Source organism: Kineococcus anabasis, assembly GCF_054590795.1.
This window is the reverse complement of record NZ_BAAIHU010000007.1, coordinates 320628-344288: the sequence shown is the minus strand read 5'-3', so window position 1 is coordinate 344288 and position 23661 is coordinate 320628. Positions and strand designations below refer to the sequence as shown.

Annotated in this window: 17 protein-coding genes, 1 tRNA gene and 1 pseudogene; 16 read left to right on the top strand and 3 right to left on the bottom strand. The window is 75.0% G+C overall.

Annotated features, from left to right (window positions below; genetic code table 11):
• Window positions 1-12: 12 nt before the first annotated feature.
• The 6 genes and pseudogenes from ACYQBY_RS12355 to ACYQBY_RS12330 form a co-directional block, all read left to right on the top strand.
• Complete coding sequence (locus ACYQBY_RS12355) at window positions 13-1305, top strand: lactate racemase domain-containing protein (protein WP_459644148.1); 1293 nt, start codon at window positions 13-15, stop codon at window positions 1303-1305.
• Window positions 1306-1559: 254 nt separating this feature from the next.
• The gene (locus ACYQBY_RS12350) at window positions 1560-2843 is read left to right on the top strand and encodes a protein-glutamate methylesterase/protein-glutamine glutaminase (protein WP_459644147.1); all 1284 of its coding nucleotides are present in this window, start codon (window positions 1560-1562) and stop codon (window positions 2841-2843) included.
• 4 nt (window positions 2844-2847) lie between these two features.
• On the top strand, window positions 2848-3672 hold the full coding sequence (locus ACYQBY_RS12345; protein ID WP_459644146.1) for a CheR family methyltransferase: 825 nt from the start codon (window positions 2848-2850) through the stop codon (window positions 3670-3672).
• A gap of 3 nt (window positions 3673-3675) precedes the next feature.
• Window positions 3676-4059 carry a response regulator gene (locus ACYQBY_RS12340; RefSeq protein ID WP_459644145.1) on the top strand — a complete coding sequence of 128 codons (384 nt, stop codon included), beginning with the start codon at window positions 3676-3678 and terminating at the stop codon, window positions 4057-4059.
• On the top strand, window positions 4056-4535 hold the full coding sequence (locus ACYQBY_RS12335) for a chemotaxis protein CheX (RefSeq protein ID WP_459644144.1): 480 nt from the start codon (window positions 4056-4058) through the stop codon (window positions 4533-4535). The genes ACYQBY_RS12340 and ACYQBY_RS12335 overlap by 4 nt, the downstream gene beginning before the upstream one ends.
• Before the next feature lie 33 nt (window positions 4536-4568).
• Window positions 4569-4925: pseudogene (locus ACYQBY_RS12330) on the top strand (response regulator); the annotation flags it as partial.
• Window positions 4926-5580: 655 nt separating this feature from the next.
• Here ACYQBY_RS12330 and ACYQBY_RS12325 read toward each other — a convergent pair.
• The gene (locus tag ACYQBY_RS12325) at window positions 5581-6312 is read right to left on the bottom strand and encodes a polyprenol monophosphomannose synthase (protein ID WP_459644143.1); all 732 of its coding nucleotides are present in this window, start codon (window positions 6310-6312) and stop codon (window positions 5581-5583) included.
• A gap of 158 nt (window positions 6313-6470) precedes the next feature.
• Between ACYQBY_RS12325 and ACYQBY_RS12320 the strand changes: the two genes are divergently transcribed.
• From ACYQBY_RS12320 to ACYQBY_RS12305, 4 genes are all read left to right on the top strand, one after another.
• Window positions 6471-8051 carry a methyl-accepting chemotaxis protein gene (locus ACYQBY_RS12320; RefSeq protein WP_459644142.1) on the top strand — a complete coding sequence of 527 codons (1581 nt, stop codon included), beginning with the start codon at window positions 6471-6473 and terminating at the stop codon, window positions 8049-8051.
• Window positions 8052-8262: 211 nt separating this feature from the next.
• Window positions 8263-8355: transfer RNA gene (locus ACYQBY_RS12315), tRNA-Ser, on the top strand.
• A gap of 87 nt (window positions 8356-8442) precedes the next feature.
• On the top strand, window positions 8443-8925 hold the full coding sequence (locus ACYQBY_RS12310) for a hypothetical protein (RefSeq protein WP_459644141.1): 483 nt from the start codon (window positions 8443-8445) through the stop codon (window positions 8923-8925).
• A gap of 46 nt (window positions 8926-8971) precedes the next feature.
• Window positions 8972-9406: an ATP-binding protein gene (locus ACYQBY_RS12305; protein WP_459644140.1), complete on the top strand. Its 435-nt coding sequence runs from the start codon at window positions 8972-8974 to the stop codon at window positions 9404-9406.
• 27 nt (window positions 9407-9433) lie between these two features.
• Here the strand turns inward: ACYQBY_RS12305 and ACYQBY_RS12300 are convergent, their stop codons facing one another.
• Window positions 9434-10240 carry an MBL fold metallo-hydrolase gene (locus ACYQBY_RS12300; RefSeq protein ID WP_459644139.1) on the bottom strand — a complete coding sequence of 269 codons (807 nt, stop codon included), beginning with the start codon at window positions 10238-10240 and terminating at the stop codon, window positions 9434-9436.
• 180 nt (window positions 10241-10420) lie between these two features.
• On the opposite strand from ACYQBY_RS12300, the gene ACYQBY_RS12295 reads away from it, so the two are divergent.
• On the top strand, window positions 10421-11935 hold the full coding sequence (locus ACYQBY_RS12295; RefSeq protein WP_459644138.1) for a diguanylate cyclase domain-containing protein: 1515 nt from the start codon (window positions 10421-10423) through the stop codon (window positions 11933-11935).
• A 211-nt stretch (window positions 11936-12146) separates the two neighbouring features.
• On the opposite strand, the gene ACYQBY_RS12290 is transcribed toward ACYQBY_RS12295, so the two are convergent.
• Window positions 12147-14396: a putative bifunctional diguanylate cyclase/phosphodiesterase gene (locus ACYQBY_RS12290; protein WP_459644137.1), complete on the bottom strand. Its 2250-nt coding sequence runs from the start codon at window positions 14394-14396 to the stop codon at window positions 12147-12149.
• Between the two features lie 415 nt (window positions 14397-14811).
• On the opposite strand from ACYQBY_RS12290, the gene ACYQBY_RS12285 reads away from it, so the two are divergent.
• The 5 genes from ACYQBY_RS12285 (at window position 14812) to ACYQBY_RS12265 (ending at window position 23629) form a co-directional block, all read left to right on the top strand.
• Window positions 14812-17406: a cell wall-binding repeat-containing protein gene (locus ACYQBY_RS12285; RefSeq protein WP_459644136.1), complete on the top strand. Its 2595-nt coding sequence runs from the start codon at window positions 14812-14814 to the stop codon at window positions 17404-17406.
• 221 nt (window positions 17407-17627) lie between these two features.
• Window positions 17628-19682 carry a cell wall-binding repeat-containing protein gene (locus tag ACYQBY_RS12280; RefSeq protein WP_459644135.1) on the top strand — a complete coding sequence of 685 codons (2055 nt, stop codon included), beginning with the start codon at window positions 17628-17630 and terminating at the stop codon, window positions 19680-19682.
• Window positions 19683-19858: 176 nt separating this feature from the next.
• The gene (locus tag ACYQBY_RS12275; protein WP_459644134.1) at window positions 19859-22015 is read left to right on the top strand and encodes a cell wall-binding repeat-containing protein; all 2157 of its coding nucleotides are present in this window, start codon (window positions 19859-19861) and stop codon (window positions 22013-22015) included.
• A 120-nt stretch (window positions 22016-22135) separates the two neighbouring features.
• Complete coding sequence (locus ACYQBY_RS12270; RefSeq protein WP_459644133.1) at window positions 22136-22717, top strand: Uma2 family endonuclease; 582 nt, start codon at window positions 22136-22138, stop codon at window positions 22715-22717.
• 120 nt (window positions 22718-22837) lie between these two features.
• Window positions 22838-23629 (top strand): carbon-nitrogen hydrolase family protein, encoded by a 792-nt coding sequence (locus tag ACYQBY_RS12265; protein WP_459644132.1) that lies wholly within the window; start codon window positions 22838-22840, stop codon window positions 23627-23629.
• The last annotated feature ends 32 nt before the right edge of the window (window positions 23630-23661 follow it).

Sequence of the window (23661 nt, the reverse complement as noted above, 5' to 3'; positions counted from 1 at the left end):
TAGCGTTCGCGCATGCGCTGGCCCGAGCCCGACCCGCACGCCGCCGCCCGCACCGGGGGGCCCGGGCAGCACCTGCCCGACGACGCCGTCACCGCCTTCATGGTGGAGCAGCTCGCCGGCGCGGACCTGGACGGCCGCAGCGTCTGCGTCCTGGTGCCCGACACCACCCGCACCTGCCCGGTGCCGCTGCTGCTGCGGGCCGTGCACACCGCGCTGCACGGTCGCGTCTCCCGGCTCACGGTGCTCGTGGCGCTCGGCACCCACCAGCCCCTGGACGAGGCGCAGCTCGCCGCCCACCTCGGCGGGCCCGGGGTGCGCACGGCGGCGGACCTGGCGGCCCTGTACCCGGGCACCGCGGTCCGCAACCACGAGTGGTGGGACCCGGCCGCGCTGACCGTGGCGGGGACGGTGCCCGCCGCGCGGGTCGCGGAGCTGTCCGGCGGGCTGCTGCGCCAGGACGTGCCCGTGCGCGTCAACCGCGCCGTCGTCGAGCACGACGTCGTGCTCGTGGCCGGGCCGGTGTTCCCGCACGAGGTCGTCGGTTTCTCCGGCGGCAACAAGTACCTGTTCCCGGGGGTGTCGGGCCCGGAGGTCATCGACGTCTCGCACTGGCTCGGAGCGCTCATCTCCAGCGCGGAGATCATCGGGACGCTCGGCACGACGCCCGTGCGGCGGCTGATCGACACGGCCGCGGCCACCCTGCCCGCGCGCCGCCTGGCCCTGTCCGTCGTCGTGGCGCCCGGCGGGGCCGTGGAGTTCTGCGCGTTCGGGACCGCCGAGGAGTCCTGGGCGGCCGCCGCGGCGGTGGCCGCCGAGACGCACGTGCGCTACCTGGAGGCGCCCGTGCAGCGGGTGCTGTCCCTGGTCCCGGCCCGCTACGACGAGATGTGGACCGCCGCGAAGGGCATGTACAAGGTCGAGCCGGTCGTCGCCGACGGCGGCGAGGTCGTGGTCCACGCCCCGCACGTCACGGCCGTCTCGCACACCCACGGCGAGCACATCGCCCGCATCGGGTACCACTGCCGCGCCTACTTCACCGGGCAGTGGGACCGCTTCCGCTCCGAGCCGTGGGGGGTGCTGGCCCACTCCACCCACCTGCGGGGGGCGGGCACCTGGGACCCGCGGGAGGGGGAGCGCTGCCGCATCCGCGTCACCCTCGCCACCGGCATCGGCGAGGCGGAGTGCCACGCCCTGGGCCTGGGGTACCTGGACCCGGTGGGGATCGACGTGGAGGCCTGGCGGGCGGCACCGGGCACCCTCGTGGTGCCCGACGCGGGGGAGGTCCTGCACCGCCTGCGCACCTGACCCGGCCCCCGGACCGCTCCGGAACCGCTCCGGAACCGCTCCCGTACCGCTCCGGAACCGCTCCCGTACCGCTCCCGTACCGCTCCCGTACCGCTCCGGAACCGCTCCTGCACCCCCGCCCGCGCCCGGTGCGGGCAAGGCGACGTCGCCGCGTTCCTTCAGACCCGGCCCCGCGCGGCCGATGGAGGGGGAGTCCGCCGGTCCAGGCGGGGGTCGAGGTGTGCGGTCCAGGCCGCACGGGGACGAGGTACGACGTGCCGCAGCGCATCCGCGTGCTGGTCGTGGACGACTCCGTCGTGGTCCGCCGGCTCATCACCGACGTCCTGGCGGGCGACCCGGACCTGGAGGTCGTCGGCACCGCCGGCAACGGGCAGATCGCGCTGGAGAAGCTCGCGCAGCTGAAGCCGGACGTCATCACCCTCGACATCGAGATGCCGGTCATGGACGGCCTGCAGACCGTGCGCGAGATCCGCAGGGTCGACCGCCGCGTGCCGGTCATCATGTTCTCCACCCTCACCGAGCGGGGCGCCTCCGCGACGCTGGAGGCGCTGTCCACCGGCGCCAACGACTACGTGACCAAGCCCGCCAACGTCGGCAGCGTCGCGGAGTCCATGGAGAGCGTCCGCTCCCAGCTCGTCCCGAAGATCAAGGCCCTGGTGCCGCGCTTCGCCGAGGCCCGCCCCGCCTTCCGCCCGCTGCCGGCCCCGGCGGCCCCCGCGGGAGCGCCCGCCGCGCCCCGCGCCCGCCCCGCCGGCGGGACCGGCCGCCCGCGCGCTCTGATCATCGGCTCCTCCACCGGCGGCCCCGAGGCGCTCACCGCCGTGATCCCCCGGCTCCCGGCCAACCTGCCGGTGCCGGTGCTCATCACCCAGCACATGCCGCCCGTCTTCACGAAGCTGTACGCCCAGCGCCTGGACAAGGTCAGCGCGCTGACCGTCGTGGAGGCCGTGGACGGCCAGCCCGTCGTGCCCGGCACCGTCTACATCGCACCCGGCGACTTCCACATGGAGGTCGTGCGCAGCGGCGCCGGCGCGGTGGTGCGCCTCCAGCAGGGCCCGCCGGAGAACTTCTGCCGCCCCGCCGTGGACGTCATGTTCCGCTCCGCCCTGGCCCTGTACGGCGGTGACCTGCTCGCCGTGGTCCTCACCGGCATGGGCTCCGACGGGCGGATCGGCTGCAAGGGCGTCACCGCCGCCGGCGGCCAGGTCGTCGTGCAGGACGAGGCGACCTCCGTGGTGTGGGGCATGCCCGGCGCGGTCGCCCGCGAGGGCGTCGCCGACGAGATCCTGCCGCTGCCGGCGATCGCCGACGCGATCGTGCGCCGGCTCGGGGTCCCCGGTGCGCCCGTGCGTGCCGCCGCCCCCGCCGTGCCGCGCGCCACCGCACCCACCGCACCTGTTGCGGCCCCCCGGGCCGCCGCCCCGCTGACCACCGCCCCCCGCACCACCGCCCCGCTGACCACCGCCCCCCGCACCACCGCCCCCACCCCGCCCCCACCGGCCGCACCCGCGCCCCGGTTCACCACAGGAAGGAGGTGACCACGTGCCGCTGACCACCCAGGCCTTCGACTGGGTCTGCACCCTCGTCCGTCGCGAGAGCGCCATCGTCCTCGAGAAGGGCAAGGAGTACCTCGTCGAGTCCCGGCTCGTGCCCCTCGCCCGCGCCGCAGGAGCACCGGACGTGTCCGCCTACATCGAGGGCGTCCGGATGCGTTCCGACCGCCGCAAGCAGATGGACATCGTCGAGGCGCTGACCACCAACGAGACGTCGTGGTTCCGCGACGGCGCCCCGTTCACGGCGTTCTCCACGGCCGTGCTGCCCGAGCTGAAGCAGGCCCGCGCCGCGACCCGCCAGCTGCGGGTCTGGTCCGCGGCCTGCTCCACTGGACAGGAGGTGTACAGCCTCGCGATGCTGCTGAAGGACTCCGTCGTCGCCGAGGGGTGGCGTGCGGAGCTCCTCGCCACGGACATCTCGCAGGAGGTGCTGGAGAAGGGCCGCGCCGGCCGCTACTCCCAGCTGGAGATGAACCGTGGTCTGCCCGCGAACCTGCTGGTTCGGCACTTCTCGCGGGCCGGCGCGCAGTGGCAGGTCAACGACGACCTCAGACGGATGGTGACGTTCCAGCAGATGAACCTGGCTCAGCCCTTCCGCGGGATCGGGCAGTTCGACGTCGTGTTCCTGCGGAACGTCCTGATCTACTTCGATGTCCAAACCAAGCGGGACATCCTCCAGCGCGTCCGGTCGGTCCTGCGGCCCGGCGGCTACCTCTTCCTCGGCGGCGCGGAGACGACGCTGGGAGTCGACGACGGGTGGGAGCGCACTCTCATCGGACGAGTCTCGGTCCACCGACCGAAGAACGGAGGCTGAAGCATGAAGGCGCTTGTCGTCGACGACTCGCGGGCCATGCGCAAGATCATCGGCGGGGCTCTCCGGAAGCTCGGCTACGAGATCCAGGAGGCGGCCGACGGGGCCGAGGCCCTGGAGGTGCTGAAGTCCGGCCCGCTGCCCGACCTGGCCACCATCGACTGGAACATGCCGGTCATGGACGGCCTGACCCTGGTCGGCCAGATCCGGGCGAACCGCGAGTACCGCGCGCTGACCATGATGATGGTGACCACCGAGGCCGAGCACGGGCAGATCGTCCGCGCGCTGGCCGCCGGGGCGCACGAGTACCTCATCAAGCCGTTCACCCCGGACGCGCTGGAGGAGAAGCTCGCCCTCCTCGGCCTGCTGCCGGAGGGGGCTCAGGCGTGAGCTCCGGTCCCGAGGTCGAGGAGCTGGGGCACTACGTCGAGGACGAGGCCCTCCAGCAGATCGTGTACCAGATGTGGGACTCCTTCTTCGGCACGGTCGAGCCGCCCTACCCGGCGTTCGAGCCGGTCGTGGCGGACGGCCCGGTCGTGTGCGCCAGCGTCTCCATCGCCGGCGCCAGGCCCGGCCTGGTCACCGTGACGGTCCCGGAGGCCATGGCCGCGCAGCTCGCGGCCGTGATGCTCCAGGAGGACGGGGAGCTGTCCGTGGAGGAGGTCGAGGACTCCCTCGGCGAGATGGCGAACATCGTCGCCGGGAACGTCAAGGCCCTCATCCCCGACGCCGGCTCCCTCGGGCTGCCGGTCCTGGCCGCGGCCACGCCCGGTCTCGGGGACGGTGCCGAGGAGGCGGCGAGGCTGGACGCCGTCTGGCGCGACGGCTGGCTGAGTTTCGTGGTGTTGTTGTCCAACGCCGGTTGAGGCGTACGGGAACGCGTGACGGGAGCAGGCGCGATGAAGGCGCTCGTGGTCGACGACAGCCGGGTGATGCGGCAGATCGTGATCCGCACTCTGCGGCAGGCCGGGTACGACTGGGTGGACATCGTCCAGGCGGAGAACGGCCAGGAAGGTCTGGAGGTGGTCCGCAAGGAGAACCCGGACATCGTCCTCTCGGACTGGAACATGCCCGAGCGCACGGGCTACGAGATGCTCCAGGCGCTGCGGGCCTCCGGTGAGGACGTGCCGTTCGGGTTCGTCACCTCCGAGGGGTCGCAGGAGATGCGGGACAAGGCCGCCGCCGCCGGCGCCCTGTTCCTCATCGCCAAGCCGTTCACCGCCGACATGTTCGCCGAGGCGCTCAAGCCGGTCCTCGGCGAGTCGGACGTGAAGCAGCAGGCGTCGCAGAGCGCCGGTGCGGCGGTGGAGTGGAAGGAGGGCATGCCCAGCCCCCTGCCCACCAACCTCGCCGTGCGCAACATGCTCAGCGACCTGCTGAACCGCGAGGTCGAGGTGGCCCCGGGCGATCCCGTGCCGGTCGGCGGCAGCCCGGGCGCGACGGTGGCGCTGTACGTGGACGACAAGCTGAGGTCCGCCGCGGTGGCCGTCATGACGTACGACCTCGCCGCGCACTGCGGAGCCTCCATCGGCCTGCTCCCGCCGGGCGCGAGCGAGGCGGCCATCGAGGACCGCGTCATGCCCAAGAACCTCCACGAGAACGTCGGTGAGGTCCTCAACGTCATGGCCGCGCTGTTCAACCTCGAGGGCGCACCGCACCTGAAGCTGCACGCGTACTACCGCCCGGACGAGATCCTGCGCCCGGACGTGAAGGCGTGGGCGGAGGAGAAGGGCAGCCGCGTGGACCTCTCGGTGACCGTCACCCGCTACGGCAAGGGCGGCCTGTCGTTCGTCACGTTCTGACCCGCGCCCCGCACCGCCGCGTCCTCCCGGCGCTCCCGGCCCGGTCCCCCGTCCAGGGGGGCCGGGCCGGTCCCGTCCCGCCCTCCCGGGGGTTCCCCGGGGCATGCCGTCAGCGCGGGGAGGTCCCCGACGCGCCGCGGCGGCGCATCCGCAGCACCGCCACCATCGCCTCCGCCACGATCGCCCGGGACATCTTCGAGGACCCGTGCGCCCGCTCGGTGAACAGGATCGGCACCTGCGCGGTGCGGGCGCCGAGCTCGCGCGCCGCGAGCGTCGTCTGGATCTGGAAGGCGTACCCGGTGGCGGTCAGGGCCGGCAGGTCCAGCCGCCCCAGCAGCTCCGCCCGCCACATCTTGTAGCCCCCGGTCAGGTCGGTGACGTCCGAGCGCAGCAGCAGCCGGGCGTACACGTTCCCCCCGCGGGAGAGCAGCCGCCGGTACCACGGCCACTGCGGGTCCACCCCGCCGCCGGGCACGTACCGGGAGGCGAGCACCAGGTCCGCGCCCGCCTCCAGCGCCGCGGCCATCGGCTCCAGCGCACCCACCGGGTGGGAGCCGTCGGCGTCCATCTGCACGACCGCCTCGTAGCCCAGCGCCAGGGCCTCCGCGAAACCGGCCCGGTACGCGGCCCCCAGGCCGTCCTTCGTCGCGCGGGTCAGCAGCCGGACCCTGCCCGCCGGCAGCCCCGTCGCCAGGCGGCGCACGATGTCGCCGGTGCCGTCGGGGGAGGAGTCGTCCACGACCAGCACGTCGGGCGAGACCGGGGAGGCGAGGACCTCCCCGAGCACCCGGGCGATGTTCTCCGCCTCCTGGTAGGTGGGCAGGACGACGATCGTGCGCACGCAGCTTCTCCGGCTCCTCGGGGGGTGCGCCGACGCTACCCGAACCGCGGGCCGCGCCCGGGCCCCGGGCCCCGGGCCCGCTCAAGGACCGCCCGGGCCGTGCCGATGCACCCCGGAGCGGCGGTCCAGCAGGGGGCGCCGATGTCGCGGAGAGGCCCATGAAGCGCAGCGGAGCCCGGTCGATCGCCGTCCGGCTGTTCACCATCGTCCTCGTCGCGGCCGTCGGCATGGCCGGTGTCGCCGTCCTCGCCGGCCTGCAGACCCGATCGCGCATCATGGCCGAGCGGGAGGCCGCCACCCGCGCCGTCGTCGAGACCGCCCTGGGCGTCGTGCAGCACCACGCCGCCGAGGCCGAGGCCGGCCGCGTCGGCGAGGAGCAGGCCAAGGCCGCCGCCCTCGCCACCCTGAAGGCGCTGCGCTACTCCGGCAAGGAGTACTTCTGGGTCAACGACATGGGCCCCACCATGCTCATGCACCCGATCAAGCCCGAGCTCGACGGCAAGGACCTCTCCGGCAACGCCGACCCGGACGGCAAGAAGCTCTTCGTCGAGATGGTCGACGTCGTGCGGAAGGACGGCGCCGGCTTCGTGGGCTACCAGTGGCCCAAGCCGGGCGCCGAGGCGCCGCAGCCGAAGATCTCCTACGTCGCCGGGTACGAGCCGTGGGGCTGGGTGATCGGCTCCGGCGTCTACGTCGACACCGTCTCCGCCGCCGCGCTCGCCGACGCCCAGCGCCTCGCCCTCGGGGCCCTGGCCCTCCTCGTCGTCTGCGGCGCCGTCTCCTGGGCCATCGGCCGCAGCATCGTGCGCCCCATCACCCGCGCCACCGACGTCCTGGCCCGCGGCGACCTGAGCGTCCGGCTCGACACCGGCCGGGGCGAGACGGAGCTGGAGAGGCTCGCCGTGGCGCTCAACGCCACCCTGGACCGCGCCGAGGGCGTCGTGCGCGACGTGACCGTGGCCGCCACCCGCCTCGACGACGCCGCCTCCCAGCTCGTGCGCTCCAGCGACCAGATCGCCGAGCACGCCGCGGGCACCAGCGAGCGCGCCGTGGCCGTCGCCGGCACCGCCGCGGACGTCAGCGCCACCATCGACGCCGTCGCCGCCGGGGCCGGGCGCGTGGGGGACTCCATCGTCGAGATCACCCGCAACGCGCAGGCCGTCGCCGGCATCGCGCAGGAGGCCGTCGGCGTGGCGTCGACGACCAGCCAGGCGGTGGCCGACCTGGGCCGCTCCTCCGCCGAGGTCGGGGACGTCGTGCGCGTCATCACCGCCATCGCGGAGCAGACGAACCTGCTGGCGCTCAACGCCACCATCGAGGCGGCGCGTGCCGGGGAGATGGGCAAGGGTTTCGCCGTCGTCGCCGGTGAGGTGAAGGAGCTGGCGCAGCAGACCGCCCGCGCCACCGAGGACATCACCGGCCGCATCGACGGCATCCAGGGCGCCGTGCGGCACGCCGCCTCCCGCATCGCGGAGATCTCCGAGATCGTCCAGCGCATCGACGGCTACCAGGGCACGATCACCGGCGCCGTCGCGGAGCAGAGCACCGTCACCGAGGGCATGGTCCGCGAGGTGTCGCGCGCCGCCGACAGCGGCCGCGACATCGTGGTGACCCTCGACGGGGTGGTGGACGCGGCGCAGCGCACCTCCGACGACCTCACGGGCATCCGGGCCGCCGCCCGGGACCTGGCCACGACCTCGGCGCAGCTCCAGCAGGCCGTGCGGGTCTTCGCCGGCTGAGGCCGGTCCGGGCGTTCTGCCCGGTGCGGGCGTTGCGCCCGGTGCGGGCGTTGCGCCCGGTGCGGGGACGTTCTGCGCGCGACACGCTGGTGTCGCGCAGCGGAACGTCCCCGCCGCCGTGTGCGGACCCGTGGGCGGGGACGTCCCCGCCGTCGCGTCCGGGTGCGGCCGGCCGGGTGGCAGACTGGGCACGCCGCGGGACCCGCGGCCGGGAGGGCTGGCCGAGTGGCTGAAGGCGGCGGTCTTGAAAACCGCTAGGGCGGTACCCACTCCGTCCTCGGGGGTTCGAATCCCTCGCCCTCCGCGACCGGCCCCGCCACGCCGCCCGGCCCCCCGAGGCCCCCGTGGGAGACTCGGGCAGGCCGGTGGACGCAGCACGGGGGAGGACGCGATGGCCCTGGTGGGCCCTCAGATGGACAGCGAGCGCCGCATCAACGCCGCCCGCGCCTTCCACGCGCTGGCGCCGGAGGACCGCCGCGACGCCCTGGCGCTGGCGCGGCAGGGGCGCCGCCACCCCGACGAGCGGGTCGCGGTCGTCGCCTGGTGGTACGCCGCCGCCTCCCTGCAGCCCACGTGGTGGAACAGGCTGCCCGTGGCGGTGCTGCCCCTGGCGGGCTTCGTCCTCGTCGCCGTCGCGTTCGCGCTGGACTCCTGGCCCCTGGCGCTCGTGGCGTTCCTGCTGGTGCTGGCGGGGGTCCTGGCGTGGTGGCAGCGGGCGACGGCGGCCCCCCTGCTGGCGCTCGGTCTGCGCCCCGCCACGGCCGGGGACGTCGCGGGGCTGCACGGGCCCGACGGGGCCGCACCGGAGGCCGCGCCGGAGGCCGCACCAGGGGCCGCACCGGAGGTCGCGGCGGACGGGGACGCACCGCGCTGAGCCGGCGCAGGTGTGAGCCTGACCGCCAGGGGGGTAACAGGAAGGCGTGACGGCAGAGACCCGGCGAACCATCGACCTCCCCGCCGACGGGCGCGCGCCCGCGATGGCACGCCGCCGGGTGCAGGAGGTGGTGGTCCCGACGTGCCCCTCACCGGGCATGGTCGACCTCGCGGCGCTGCTGGTGAGCGAGCTGGTGGGCAACGCGGTCCTGCACGCCCTGCCGCCCGCGACGCTGACGTGCACGTGCGGGGACTCCTCCCTGCGCCTGGAGGTCGCCGACGCCAGCCCCCACGCCCCGCACCTCGGCGCGGCGGGGCTCTCGGACACCGGGGGGCGGGGGATGCGCCTGGTGGAGACGCTGAGCTCCCGCTGGGGCGTGGAGGTCACCGACCACGGCAAGCTGGTGTGGGTGGAGATCGACCAGGAGGACGCGGCCGCGTTCGACCGCGGCGACTGCTCGGTCTTCCCCGACCCCTGCTGACCCGCGCGCCGGGCGCCGCTGGGCCGGTCAGATCAGCGTGACCGTCTCGCCCCGCGCCACCCAGCGCACGTCGTCCGCCCACCCGCGCCGCTCCGCCTCGGCCCGGAAGTCCGCGAGCGGGGAGCGGAAGACGGGGTAGTCGTCGAAGTGGACGGGCACGGTCTGCCGGGGCCGGACCACCTCGACGAGGTCCGCGCCCTCCGCGCCGTCCATCGTGACCACCAGGCCGCCGGGCAGGGTGGTGCCGCCGAGGTGCACGACGGCCGCGTCGATGCCGGGGAAGCGGCGGGGGATCTCCCGCACCTCCTCCACGAGCAGGGTGTCGCCGGTGACGTAGAGCGTGAAGGTGCCCGGCACGCCGTCGGTGCTGAACTCCAGCACAGAACCCATGACCGGCGGCAGGACGCCCTGCAGGGCCCCGCGGGCGTGCCGGCCGGGCACGGCCGTGGCCCGCACGCGGGTGCCGCCGGCCGCCAGCTCGGCCGCGTCCCAGGTGCGCAGGCCGCGCACGTCGCGCAGGCCGTGCCAGGTGGCGAGCCGGCGCGCCGCGTGGGGGGTGGTGAGGACGGGCAGGTCGCTGCGCAGCCCGCGGCGCGCGACCCGGTCGAAGTGGTCGCCGTGCAGGTGGGACAGCACGAGGCCGTCGAGCGGGGGGAGCTCCTCCACGCGCAGGGCGGGGTCGGTGAGGCGCCGGGAGACCAGGCCCCTGCCCAGCCAGGCGTACTGGCCGCGGTGCAGGAAGTTGGGGTCGGTCAGGAGGGTCAGGCCGCCGCAGCGCAGGAGCACGGTGGCGGTGCCGATGAAGGTGAGCTCCGGTGCGGGACGGGTGGGCACGGGGGTGCGGTACCCGCGCGGCGCGGCGGCACACGGTGGGGCGCGCGACCGGTGGTGCGGGTGGGGATGTGCCGTCGGGGAAACGTTGACGTCAACGCAGAGTCGTTGAAGTGTGTACCCCGAGTGACTACACGGCCGGCCGGTGCGGTCGGCCCGGCCCACGTCCACCGGGGGGTGACGATGGACGGCTCCACCCGGGACCCCGGGCCGCCGCGTGCCGCCGCCGTCCTGCTGCTGCTCGTGCCCGTCGTCGCGGCCGACGCGCTCCTGCCCGGCACCCCCCGCACCGAGCAGCTCCTCCTCGGCGTGCTGGAGACCGCCGCCGCCCTGCTCGCCGGCCTGGCCTGCCTGCGCGTCGGGCGCTCCCTGGGCCGGCTCGGGGTCTTCCCCGCCCGGCGCCGCTCCTGGCACCTCCTCGGCGCCGCCTGCCTCAGCTGGGCCGCCGGGCAGGCCGCCTGGACCTGGCAGGAGACCGTCCTGAGCCGGCACGCACCCCTGCCGTCCCCGGCCGACGCCGGCTACTGCGGCTTCGCCGTCCTGTCCGTGCTCGCCGCCCTCGCCGCCCACTGCGGCTCGGGGAGCTGGCGCCTGCGGCTGCGCACCCTCGCCGACGGCCTCGTCATGGCCGGTGCCGTGTTCTGCACCGCCTGGGTCCTCGTCCTCGGCGACCTGCTGCCCGGCGCCCAGCGTGCCGGCGTCCCCGCCGCGTCCGTGCTGCTGGCCCTGCTCTACGCGGCCACCGACGTCGTGCTCGTCACCGTGCTCGCGCTCGGCCTGCTGCGCAGCCCCCGCTCCCGCCCCGCGCGGCTGCTCGTCGCCGCCGCCCTGGCGATGACCGCCGCCGACACCGCCCTCGCCTACGCCGTGTCCACCGGCGGCTTCACCACCGGCGGGGTCGCCGACCACGCCTGGCTCCTGGCGTTCGGGCTGTTCGGCGCGGCCGCGCTCGAGCGGCACGACGACCCGCGCGGCCACGCCGTGCCCGCGCGCCGCTCCCGCGCGGCGCTGCTCCTGCCGTACGCCCCGCTGCTGCTCGCGGCCCCCGCGGCCTGCTGGCACCTGTGGAACAGCGTGGACCGGGTGGTCGTCGTGACCAGCGCCGTCCTCGTCGGGCTCGTCCTGGGGCGGCAGGGGCTCCTCCTCGCCGAGAACCACACCCTCCTGCAGGTCACCGGGCGCCAGCGCGAGGAGCTGCAGCGGATGGCCCACTACGACGGGCTCACCGGGCTCGCCAACCGCGTGCTGTTCGCCGAGCGCCTGCGCGCGGCCGTCGACGAGTCCGTCGCCACCGGCACCCCCGTCACCGTGGCGTTCGTGGACCTCGACGACTTCAAGGCAGTCAACGACACCCTCGGGCACGCCGCCGGCGACGCGCTGCTGCGCGAGGTGGGCAGCCGGCTCCTGCTGTGCTGCCCGCGCGGGGGCACCGCCGCGCGGCTCGGCGGGGACGAGTTCGCGGTGGTCGTCGCCGACGTCCACGTCGGCCGTGATGCGCTGGCCCGCTGCATCCGCGCCTCCCTGGACGCGCCGTTCGGCGTCGGGGGCGCGCAGCTGCCCCTGACGGCGAGCGTGGGGGCCGTCTCGGAGGTGGTGGGTGCGGCGGACGAGCACACCGTGGACCTGCTGCTGGCGCTGGCGGATGCGCGCATGTACGACGCCAAGCGCGCCGCCGACCGCAGCCGCGCCCTGGACTGACCCGGCGCGGCGGGGCCGGGGGCGGCGTCCCTCCCACCGGGGCGGCCCTCCCGCGGGGGCGGCCCTCCCACCGGAGCGGCCCTCCCACCCATCTCCGGGTTCGGGCGGCGGGGAACCGGTTCCCGGTCGCCCCAACCCGGAGATGGGCGGGAAGGCTGGGCGGGAAGGCTGGGCGGGAAGGCTGGGCTCAGGCGGCGCGGCGCGGCGGGGCTCAGGCGGCGACGGTGCCGGTGGCGAAGGTGCGCTGGAGCTGCTGCGCGAGCTTGTCGGCCGGCACGGCGGCCTCGAACAGCCAGCCCTGCCCGCGCTGGGCGCCCAGCAGGCGGCACACCATGGCCTGCTCGGCGGTCTCGATGCCCTCCACGACGACCATCATCCGCAGGCGCGTGGCGAGCTCCACGATGCAGGAGACGATCGCCTGCCCGTCGGAGTCGTCGGTCAGGGTGCTGGTGAGGGAGCGGTCGATCTTCAGCACGTGCGCGGGCAGGCGGCCGAGGTAGCCGAAGGAGGAGTGGCCGGCGCCGAAGTCGTCGATCGCGATGCGCACGCCCAGGTCGGCGATCTCGGTGAGGACGCGCTCGGCGGGGCTGCCGGAGTCGAGGAACACCGACTCGGTGACCTCCAGCGTCAGCAGGTGGGCGGGCGCGCCGGACTCGGCGAGCACGGCCCGCACCACGTCGGCGAAGCCGGGGGCGTGCAGCTGCACCACGGAGACGTTGACGGCGACGCCGGCACCGGCGGCGAAGACACCCGCGGCGGAGGCGGTCCGCACGGCGGAGGTCAGCACGTGCTGGCCGAGGGCGACGACGAGGTTGGCCTCCTCGGCGACGGCGACGAACTCGGCGGGGCTGACGCGGCCGAGGACGTCGTCCGTCCAGCGGGCCAGCGCCTCGAAGCTGGCGACGCCGCCGGTGCTCATGTCGATGACGGGCTGGAAGTGCACGTCGAGGCTGCCCTCGGCGAGGGCGACCTGCAGGCGCTCGCGCAGCAGGAGGCGGCGGCGGTGCGCCTCGGCGATCGCCCCGTCGAAGGCGGCGACGGTGCCGGTGCCGCCGGCGCGGGCCCCGCGCAGCGCGAGACCGGCGTCGGTGAGCACGGCGAGGGGGTCCCGCGTCGCGCCGGGGCCGGCGGTGCAGGCCGCGCCGATGGTGGCGTCGAGGTCGAACCGGTGCGCCTCGGGGACGAGGGAGGGGGCGCTGCGCACGGCGTCGCGCAGGGCCGGTGCCAGGGCCAGGGCCTCGTCGATGCCGCCGTCGACGAGGACGGTGAACTCGTCGCCGCCCGTGCGGAAGGTCCCGGCGGGGGCGGCGGCGGTGCCGAGGCGCTCGCCGACGGTCGCGATGACCGTGTCGCCGACGCCGAGGCCGAGGACGTCGTTGACGTGCTCGATGCCGTCGACCTCCACGACGAGGACGGTGCGCGGCCGGCCCGGCTCGCCCTCCTGGAGGGCCTCCGACAGCGCGGTGCGGTTGCCGAGGCCGGTGCCGCGGTCCAGCAGCGCCTGGGAGCGCAGGTCGGCGGTGACGGCCCCGTAGGCGCGGGTGGCCTCCAGGTGCCGGGCCGCGTACAGCACCATCACGACGAGGTAGAGCGCGTAGAGCGTGCGGTCGGCGGAGGACGGGTCGCTCAGCAGCCAGGCGAGGTCGACGACGAGCAGCGGCGCGGGGACGACCGCGGCGAGCTCGCGGCGGTGCTCGGCGGCGGCGACCGCGCAGCTGGTGCGCAGGGCCCGCGGGGTGGTGGGGACGCGGCTGGCGACGGCGGCGCAGCCGAGGACGGCGAAGCCCAGGGCGGCCCAGCCGGTGCGCGTGTCCCCGGTCAGCACGGAGTGCAGGTAGGGCAGCTCGGACAGGCCGCTGACGGCCAGGACCATCCCGGCGAGGCGCACGTCGGGGCCGCGGACGGCCGTGTGGATGCCGCGGGCGACGACGTGCGTCGTGGCGAGCAGCGCCGTGGCGGTGACCGCGTCCAGCGCGGGGTCGGCGCCGGTGGCACCGAGCGTGGACAGCACGTGCCAGCACAGGACGGCGAGGGCGGCGCCGAGCAGCCCGGCGTCCAGCAGGTAGGTCAGGACGGTGTGCGCGGTGACGACGCGGCGCAGGACCCCGAGCTGCAGGAGCACGACGACGCCGGTGAGGGAGACGGTGAGGGCCAGCAGAGCCGCCGTGGGGCCGCCGAGACCGGTGCTGTGGAGCAGGGAGGTCGCGAGGTGGCCGGCGCCCCAGACGCCGCAGGTGGCGGCGTAGCGGACGCGCAGGTCCCCCCGGCCGTCGGCGGTGGCCAGGAGCACGGCACCGCAGAGCATCGACAGGACGGGGGACCAGGGCAGGTAGGTGCTCAGCGAGGCGGGGTCGGTGAAGGCGGCGGCGAGGGGGGCGGCGAGGGCGGCGAGGAGGGAGAGGACGGCGAGGGCCCGCAGTCCGCCGGGGCGCGGCGGGGTGCTGGGGGAGGAGGCCGTCATGCCCTAGGTGTCGTCACTGCGGACGGGGTCCTTGAAGGAGTTGGGGGAAGTGCTGGTGGCCGCGGCCGGGGAGGAGTAGAACCTGTGGCAGGCGTGGCGCAGGTGACGAGAGTGGCCTCCTGCTGCGCCGTGCGGGTGCGCTACAGCGTTGTGGGCACATCCGGGCGGCCTGTTACCAAAAAGTTACATCTGCACCGGTAGGGCAAAAGTGCAGGTCACGGGCCGTTCAGGCATCCTTACCGAGAGTCCACAGCAAGAGATCATGGTTGCTCTCCGTGTTGCTGGTGTGACTCTCGTGTACGTTTTGGTGCGTCGCCAGGGGATCCCGCAACGGTGGGGGAGAAGGGCGACGCAGGCTCCATCGAGTCGGCCCCCGTGGGGGGGACATCACTTCACATATGCCTTGGAGGCAATCGTGACCGCAGCAACCTCCCGGTTGCGCCGGCGTGGTATCGGGGCCGGCGTCGCCGCCCTCGTGGGTCTGGGCTCCATCGGTTTCGCCGGTGTCGCCCAGGCTGCGCCTGGCTTCACCTTCCCCGCTTCCAACCAGATCGGCGGGGCCGACCGGTACCTGACCGCCGTCGCCGCCTCGAAGGCCGCCTTCCCGAACGGTGGCGCCGGTGCCGTCGTCATCGTCGCCGGTGGCGCCCCCGCGGACGGCCTCACCGCGTCCTACGTCGCGGGCCTGAACAACGCCCCGATCCTCTACGCGCGCAACGGCACGCTCACCGCCGAGACCGCCGCCGAGGTCACCCGCCTCAACGTCCCGAACGTCTTCCTCGTCGGTGGCACGGGCGTCCTGCCCGAGACCATCCGCGCCGAGGCCGCCCTGACGGGCAAGACGATCACCCGCTACGGCGGTGCGGACCGGTACGAGACCTCCGCCGCGGCCGCGACCAACAACGACGGCACCATCGCCGTCCAGCCGGGCCGCGTCTTCATCGCCGCGGGCACCGGCCTCGCCGACGCCCTCGCGGCCGGCCCGATCGCCTACAACAAGGACTACCCGATCCTGCTGACCCGCCCGAACGCGGTCCCGGCAGCGACGGCCGCGGCCCTGGCGAAGTTCACCACCGCCAACCGCACGGTCCTCGGTGGCGAGGGCGCCGTCACGCCGGCCACCTACACGGCCCTCAACGCCACGGCCCGCCTCGGTGGCGCCAGCCGCTACGAGACCGCCGTCCTCGTGGCCAACCACGCGGTCACCGTCGAGGGCTTCAGCCGCGCGAACCTGGCGCTGGCCAACGGCCAGGACACCGCCGCCGTCGACTCCCTCACGGGTGCCGTCGTCGCCGGCCGCAACGGCGTGCCGCTGCTCTTCGTGCAGACGCCGTCCACGCTGCCCACCGCGACCCAGGCGTACATCACCACCAACAACGCGGCCCTCACCGGCCAGCTGTACGCGTTTGGTGGCACCAACGTCGTCGCCCCGGCCGCGACGCAGGCCGCCGTGACCGCCGCGACGGCGCCGACCAACTTCAACTCGATCACCACCATCACGCCCAAGGAAGCGGCGACGCTGACGGTGGCGAACGACACCGCCCCCACCGCCAACGTGACCACCGACGACCGCACCTACACGGTCACCGGTCTCACCGCGGGCACCACCTACCGCATCACGCTGGTGAACGCGACGAACATCACGACCGCCGCGGACGGTTCGGTCTCCTTCACCAGCGAGCTCGTCAACGGTGCATACCTGGTCGCTCCGGGCGCGGACGTCGCGGACATCACGTCCGTGAACAACGCGGCGCCGACCTTCGACCAGGGCGACACGGCGCTCCGGTCCACGACGGTGCAGCCGGTCGCCGGCAGCATCACCTTCACCGTCGACGGCACCGGCCCGGGCACGGTCGTCCCGGTCGTCTACATCAACGGCGGGGCGGGTGGCACCTCCACCACCGGCGGCACCAGCCCGCGCCTGGAAACCTCGGCGACCGCCTCCAACCTCGTCGCTGGCGCTACCGAGACCTTCGGGCTCGGCGGCCCGACGACCTTCACCGCGCCTCTGGCGGCGGGTGGAGCGATCACGGGTACCACCGTGGCCGGTGTCGACAAGGCGACCGACTCGTTCACCACGTCGACCACCGCCAACAACGTCACCACGACGGTCCGCTACACCTACGACGCCGGTGACGACTTCACCGTCGGCGGTGTCCCGGTCGGCATCACCGCATTCGAGGCGGCCCTGTCCGCCGGTGACGGCATCACCGGCACCTTCGCCACGGACCCGCAGGCGGACAGCACCTTCACCCTCGTCGACGACAACCCGCCGACGGGTGCGACCCCGACCCTGGCCGCGGGTACCGGTGCCAGCAGCAACGACGTCACGCTGACGGTCGTCGTCCCCGGCGGTGGAGCCGTGGATGCCGTCCAGGTCGAGCGGGCCCCGGTGACCAACAACGTGGCCGGGACCTACTCCGTCATCGCCACCGCGACGACGGACGCTGACCCGGTGGCGGCCAACTTCCAGGTCCGCGACAACGACCTGGCCGCGGGTTCGTACAGCTACCGCGTCACCTTCATCAACGACGGCGACCCGGGTGCGGCGGGCACGGCGGCCAGCATCACGGTGACGGCCCCGGTCAACGACACGACGGTCCCGACGGTGGCGGACACCCGTTTCACCGCCAACGGCAACGCGGGCAACCCGCTGCTGCTGGAGACCGGTGACGTGTTCACCCTCGCCTTCAGCGAGGTCGTGACCGTGACGGGCAACGCCACCCTCCGCCTCAGGGACGCCGATGGCACGGAGGTCGACTTCACCAACGGCGTGAGCAACACCACGGTCGTCCTGAGCAACGCCCCCACGACCATCGGCACCACGACCTACGAGGCGGGTCGTGTGGTCACCGTCACCCTGGGCGCCGGCACCCAGCTCAGCGCCGGCACCAGCGCCGGGCTGAGCCTCCCGGCGACCATCACGACCCAGGCCGGCCTCGCCGACGCCGCCGGCAACGCCCTCAACATCGCGGGCAGCGCCGACGTGGTCGTCGACACCGAGTCCTGACAGTCAGTTCCACCCAGCAGCACCGGGCGGGCCTCCACGCACAGCGTGGGGGCCCGCCCTCCTGCGTTCCCGGGTCGTCACACAGGGGGTGGGAACCAGGTGGCTCAGCGCGACCAGCAGCCGGCGTCTCACATAGCGTTTCTCTGCTGCCGAATCCACCGCAGCTCCCTGGCGCCTGCCGTCCCCTCGCCGGGCGCCGCCTGCCGTGCCGAGGAGGACCCGTGCCCCGTCCGCCCGCCGCCCGTGCCCGCAGCACCCGCACCGGGACCGCCGTCCTCGCCGGCATAGGGGCCCTGGTGCTCCTGCCGCCCACGGCCTCCGCGGCGCCCTCCCTGACGTTCGTCCGGATCGAGGGCGCGAACCGCTACGAGACCGCCGCGAACGCCTCGGCCGCGACCTTCCCCGCCGGGCGCGGCGGAACCGTCGTCCTCGCGTCCGGGACCTCCACCGTCGACGCCCTCGCCGCCTCCGCCGTCGCCGGTGCCGACGGCGCGCCGGTCCTGCTGACCCGGCCCGGCGACGTGCCCGCCGAAACCCTCGCGGAACTGCGCCGCCTCGGCGCGACGCGCGTCGTCCTCGCGGGCGGCGAGGGCGTCATCGGGCCCGAGGTCGCCACCCGCCTCTCCCTCTCCCACACCGTCACCCGCGCGGGCGGCGCGAACCGCTACGACACCGCCGCGAGGCTTGCCGCGCTCGTCGGCGGCGCGCCGGGCACCGTGTTCGTCGCCTCCGCTCCGGCGGACGCCGTGGCCGTGTCGCCGGTGGCCGCCGCCGAGGGCTGGCCCGTGCTGCTGACCGCTCCCGGCCGGGTGCCGGCCGAGACCCGCGCCGCCCTGGCGGCCAACCCCGGCGCGCGGGTCGTCGTCGTCGGCGGCGAGGGTGCGGTCACGCCCGCCACCGCCGCCGCGCTCGGGGCCGACCTGCGGCTGGCCGGTGCCGACCGCTTCGCGACCGCGGCGCGGATCGCGGACTTCGCCACCACCGACGCCGGGTTCACCGGCGCGGACGTCGGCCTGGCGCTCGGGGTGAACGGCCCCGACGGCCACGACCTCGCCGACGCCCTCGCCGCCGGACCCGTCCTGGCCCGCACGGGCGCCCCGCTGCTGCTGACCGCGGGCCCCGACCGCCTCGGTGCCGCGACCGAAGCACACCTGTCCCGGAACTCGACACGCCTCACCGGCCGCGCCACGGTGTTCGGCGGCACCGCCGCCGTCGGTCCCGGTGCCGTCGCCGCCGCGGTCGCCGCCGCCGGTGCACCGGGCGGCGCGCCCTCGGTCGTCGGGGTCGGCGGGCTCCGGCAGGGGTCCGCCGCGGTCCGCGTCACCTTCTCGGAGCCGGTCACCGGGTTCACCGCCGCCGACGTGCGCCTGGCCGGCGCGGCCGCCGGTGCGGGCGTCGGGGCCGTGACCGCGGTGGACGCGGACCCCGCCACCGGTGCCGCCGCGTCCTGGGACGTCCCGGTCACCGGCGGGCTCGGCGCGGGCACCGCCTTCACCGTCGCCGCCCTGTCGGTCGTGGACCGGCAGCTGACCCAGGGTCCGGCGACGGCCTACACGGCGGTCACCACCCCGGACCCCGGCGTCCGGCCGGCTCCCGTGCCCGCAGCGCCCGCGCCCACGGCCACGGGCGACACCGCGGCTAGCTACGCGGGGCTCGCCGCCAACGGCGCCCTCACCGTCACCTGGGCCGAGCCCGCCCCCAACGGCGCCACCATCACCGGCTACCGGGTGGCCCTGACGTCCGGGCCGGCCGGCTTCGTGCCCACCGAGCACCCGACGCTAGCCGCAGGCGCCCGGACGGACCGCTTCACCGGGCTCGGCGAGGGCGACTACACCGTCTCCGTCACCGCGCTCACCGCCGGCGGGTCGTCCCCGGCCGGAACCACCACCACGACCGTGGGACTGGACCTCCCGGACGCCCAGCAGGCCGTCTTCACCGACCCCGCGGGCGGGACGGCGAACGTGTTCGGTGACGAGAACGGCGAGCGGATCGTCGTCACCTTCGACCGGGCGGTGAACCCCGCCGCGTTCCCGGACGGCTCGACGTTCAGCATCGACCCCGACGGTTTCGACGGTTTCGACGCGCCCGTTCCCTTCGGGATCGGGTCGAACCTGACCGCGGCCGTCGCGTCGAATGCGGGCGTCCACACGGTGACCTTCACGATCGTGAACGAGGGACCCGTCACCGCCGACGCGGCGATCAACACGATCACCACGCAGTGGGCCAGCACGTCCCCCGACGTGGAGCAGGAGACGGCGCTGTTCACCGCCGGCTGACCCGCGGGTTCCCCGGTTACTGCTTCCGGGGCACGTCGCTACTCCGTTCGTGGGTTCCGACCCCCTACACGGCGGCGCACTCCTAGCGTGACGGCGGCCGCAGACCCGGAGCGCCGGGTCCTGCGGCTCCCGTCTGCCCGCATACGGGCGCGGGCGACCCAGTGCAGGGAGTGCAGATGAACAACGCGGTTTCCCGCGCCCGCCGGCGCGCCGCCTCCGTCACGGCCGTGCTCGTCGGTATCGCGGCCCTCGCCGCCGCACCCACGTCCGCCCAGGGCGCCGCCGGTCTGGCCGTCGGGCGCGTCGAGGGCTCGACCCGCTACGAGACCGCCGCGAAGGCCTCGGCGGCGGCGTTCCCCGCAGGCGGCGTCCGCACCGTCGTCGTCGCCAGCGGTGCGTCCACCGTCGACGCGCTCGCCGCCGCCTACGTGGCGGGCGCGAACTCCGCGCCGGTCCTCCTCGCCCGGCCGGGCTCCGTGCCCGCCGAGACGGCCGCCGAGCTGCGCCGCCTGGGCGCCCAGCGCGTCGTCCTCGCCGGCGGCACCGGCGTCCTCGGCCCCGCGGTCGAGGCGGAACTCGCCCGCGCCTACGAAGTGCGGCGCGCGGGTGGCGGAAACCGCTACGAGACCGCCGCGCAGCTCGCCGCCCTGGTCGAGGAGACCCCGTCCGTGGTGTTCCTCGCCTCCGGTCCCGCCGACGCGACCGCGGTGTCCCCGGTGTCCGCCGCCAACGGCTGGCCGGTGCTGCTGACCGCGCCGGGCAGCGTGCCCGCGGCGACCCGTGCGGCGCTGTCCCGCCACCCGGCCGCCGAGGTCGTCGTCCTCGGCGGCGAGGGCGCGGTGTCCGCCGCGGTCGCGGCCGAGGTGGGCGCCGACGCGCGGCTCACCGGCGCGAACCGGTTCGAGACCGCGGTGCGGATCGCGGAGTTCGCCGTCCAGCGGGGAGGTTTCAGCCGCACCGGTTTCGGGCTGGCCCTCGGTGTCAGTGGCGCGGGTGGCAACGACCTCGCCGACGCGCTGACCGCGGGTCCCGTCCTCGCGCGCACCAGGCTGCCGATGCTGCTGGCCGCGAGCCCGACGAACCTCGGGCCCGTGACCACGGCGTTCCTCACCCAGAACTCCGCGCGCCTCACCGGCACGGCGACCGTGTTCGGCGGCCCCGGTGCGATCAGCCCTCAGGTCGTGCAGGCCGCGGCCACGGCGAGCGGGACGACGGTCACGCCGACGCCCACGCCCACCCCGACGCCCACGCCCACCCCGACGCCCACGCCCACCCCGACGCCCACGCCCACCCCGACGCCCACGCCCACGCCGACGCCCACGCCGACGCCCACGCCGAACACCCCGCCCGCCGTGATCAGCATGACCGGGCTGACCCAGGGCTCGACCACCGTGCGGGTGACCTTCTCCGAGCCGGTGCGTCTCCTGAGCACGGTGTACTTCACCCTCGGCACGAACACCGGCAGCGTCGGGTTCGGCGACGCGGTGCCGGTCAGCCCGACCGACGGCTCCGTCCCGCGCCAGTCCGTCCTCTCCGCGGTCTGGGACCTCACCATCGACGAGCCCGGTGGTGTGCCCGGCGGGGCGGACATCAGGATCGCCGCGGACTCCGTCGTCGACGCCGCGGGAGCCCACGGCCCGGCGACGTTGTACATCTCCGAACCCGCCACCGACCCGGCGCCCCGTGTCGCCGCGGTGGTCTTCGACGACCTCGGCGGGGCCAGGGCGGACTTCGACGACCCGGCGGACAAGATCTTCGTCGGGTTCGACGAGATCATCGCGGCGCCCCGCGCCGACGCCAGCGTCACCATCGGCGGGACGACGCTGACCAACGGCGTCAACGCCTCGATCGCCCTCGGTGGCGACAGGCGGTCCCTCGTGGTCACGCACACGAGCGCGGCGATCGCCGGTGTCGACGGGCGGGGCCTGACCGCCGTCACCGGTGTCGGGGACCGCACCGGCCAGGCCGTCGACCCGGGCAGCCTGCCCGAGCCGGTCAACAGCACCGCCCAGATCAGGTCGGCGACGTTCACCGACGCGGGCGGTACCGGAGGCGACACCGACTTCGACGAGACGGGTGACGTCATCACCCTCACCGCCAACGAGCCGGTGACCGCCGCGCCGGGCGCCACGCTGACCGTCGCGGGCACCACGGTCACGAACGGCGCCGGTGTCACCTTCACGTCCGTCGGCAACAGCCTCGAGATCGCGTGGACCGGTGGGCCCGGGAACGTCGCCGGTGCTGCCGGCGGCTCGTTCGCCGGGTTCTCCGGTCTCTCCTCCGGTGGCGGCGTGTGGGTCAACGGGCGGATCCTGCCGATCACGCTCACCTGACGACGCGCCACCCAGGGCCCGTCCCCACGGCCGCGGGGGCGGGCCCTGCGGCGCCCCCGGCCACGCGCCCACCGTCGCACCTCCTCGCTACCCTGACCGGGGAGTGAGGAGGTGCGAGCCATGTCGGTGACGCCACAGGTGTCGAGCGGTCAGGCCCTCTCCCCGGAGGAGTACGAGGCGTTGCCGGAGGACCCGCGCTGTGAGTACATCGACGGGCATCTCGTGATGAGCCCGAGTCCTACCGGCATGCACCAGAAGATCGGTCTGCGCCTGGCCCGGGCCCTGGAGGACGTGCTGCCACCGACGCACGACGTCAACCTGGCCTGGGAGTGGCGGCCGGGGCGGGACGCCTTCGTGCCGGACGTGATGGTGTACCCGGTCGCGGAGACGGCGGGGAAGCCGGACGAGCGCTTCACGGGCATGCCGGCTCTGGTGGTCGAGATCCTCTCGACGAACAGGGCCGATGTGGGGGCACCTCCCGCTTGCGGGGGACTGCTCGTCAAGATGACCCGGTACGCCGCCGTGGGGCTGCCGCACTACTGGATCGTGGACCCGCGCGAGCAGGCGCTGACGACCTACGTGCTCGACGACCGCGCCTACCGCCCGACCCGCATCCTCGGGACGTCCGACCCGGCCACCGTCCTCGACCTCGGCGTCGCGTCCGTCCGGGTCGACGTTGCGGAGCTCCTGCGGCGGTCGTAGGGCACCGCGACGTCAGGTCCGGTTCCGGAAGCCGTCCGGAAACACCTCGTGACCCGGACGTTGCCGCAGCGTGAGATTCCCGACACAGGAAATCGGCCGCGCGGGTGGCACGCTACGGCCGTGCGCATCGCCCTCGCCCAGATCGCCTCCACCCCGGAGCCCGAGCTCAACCTCGACATCGTCCGCAAGTCCGTCGGCACCGCTGCCGCGCGCGGGGCACGCCTGGTCGTGCTGCCGGAGGCGACCCACTGCTGCTTCGGGGTGCCGCTGGCGCCGATCGCGGAGCCGCTGGACGGCCCCTGGGCGGAGTCGGTGCGCAAGATCGCCGCGGACGCCGGGGTGACGGTGGTCGTGGGCATGTTCACCCCGGGGGAGGGCGGCCGGGTGCGCAACACCCTGCTGGCCACCGGCGGCGGGGTGGAGGCCCACTACGACAAGATCCACATGTTCGACGCGTACGGGTTCAACGAGTCCCGCAACGTCGTGGCGGGCGACGACCCCGTCGTCGTGGAGGTCGACGACATCGGCGTGGGGCTGACCACCTGCTACGACATCCGCTTCCCCGGCCTCTACCAGAAGCTCGGGGACCTGGGCGCGCAGTTCAGCGTCGTCGCCGCCTCGTGGGGTGCGGGCCCGACGAAGGTCGAGCAGTGGGAGGTCCTGGCGCGGGCGCGGGCCCTGGACTCCACGACGTTCCTGCTGGCGGCGGCGCAGGCCGACCCCGCCACCACGGGCGCCCCGGAGCGGGCGGGCGCCCCGTCCGGCGTCGGGCACAGCATGGTCGTCTCCCCCCTCGGGGCGGTGCTGGCACGCCTGGGCGACGAGCCCGGCCTGCTCGTCGTGGACGTGGACCCCGAGGAGGTGGCCACGGCCCGCGCCGTGGTGCCGGTGCTGGCGAACAGGCGGTTCTGAGGCGCAACCCCTCATGCGGGCGGTGTTCCTGC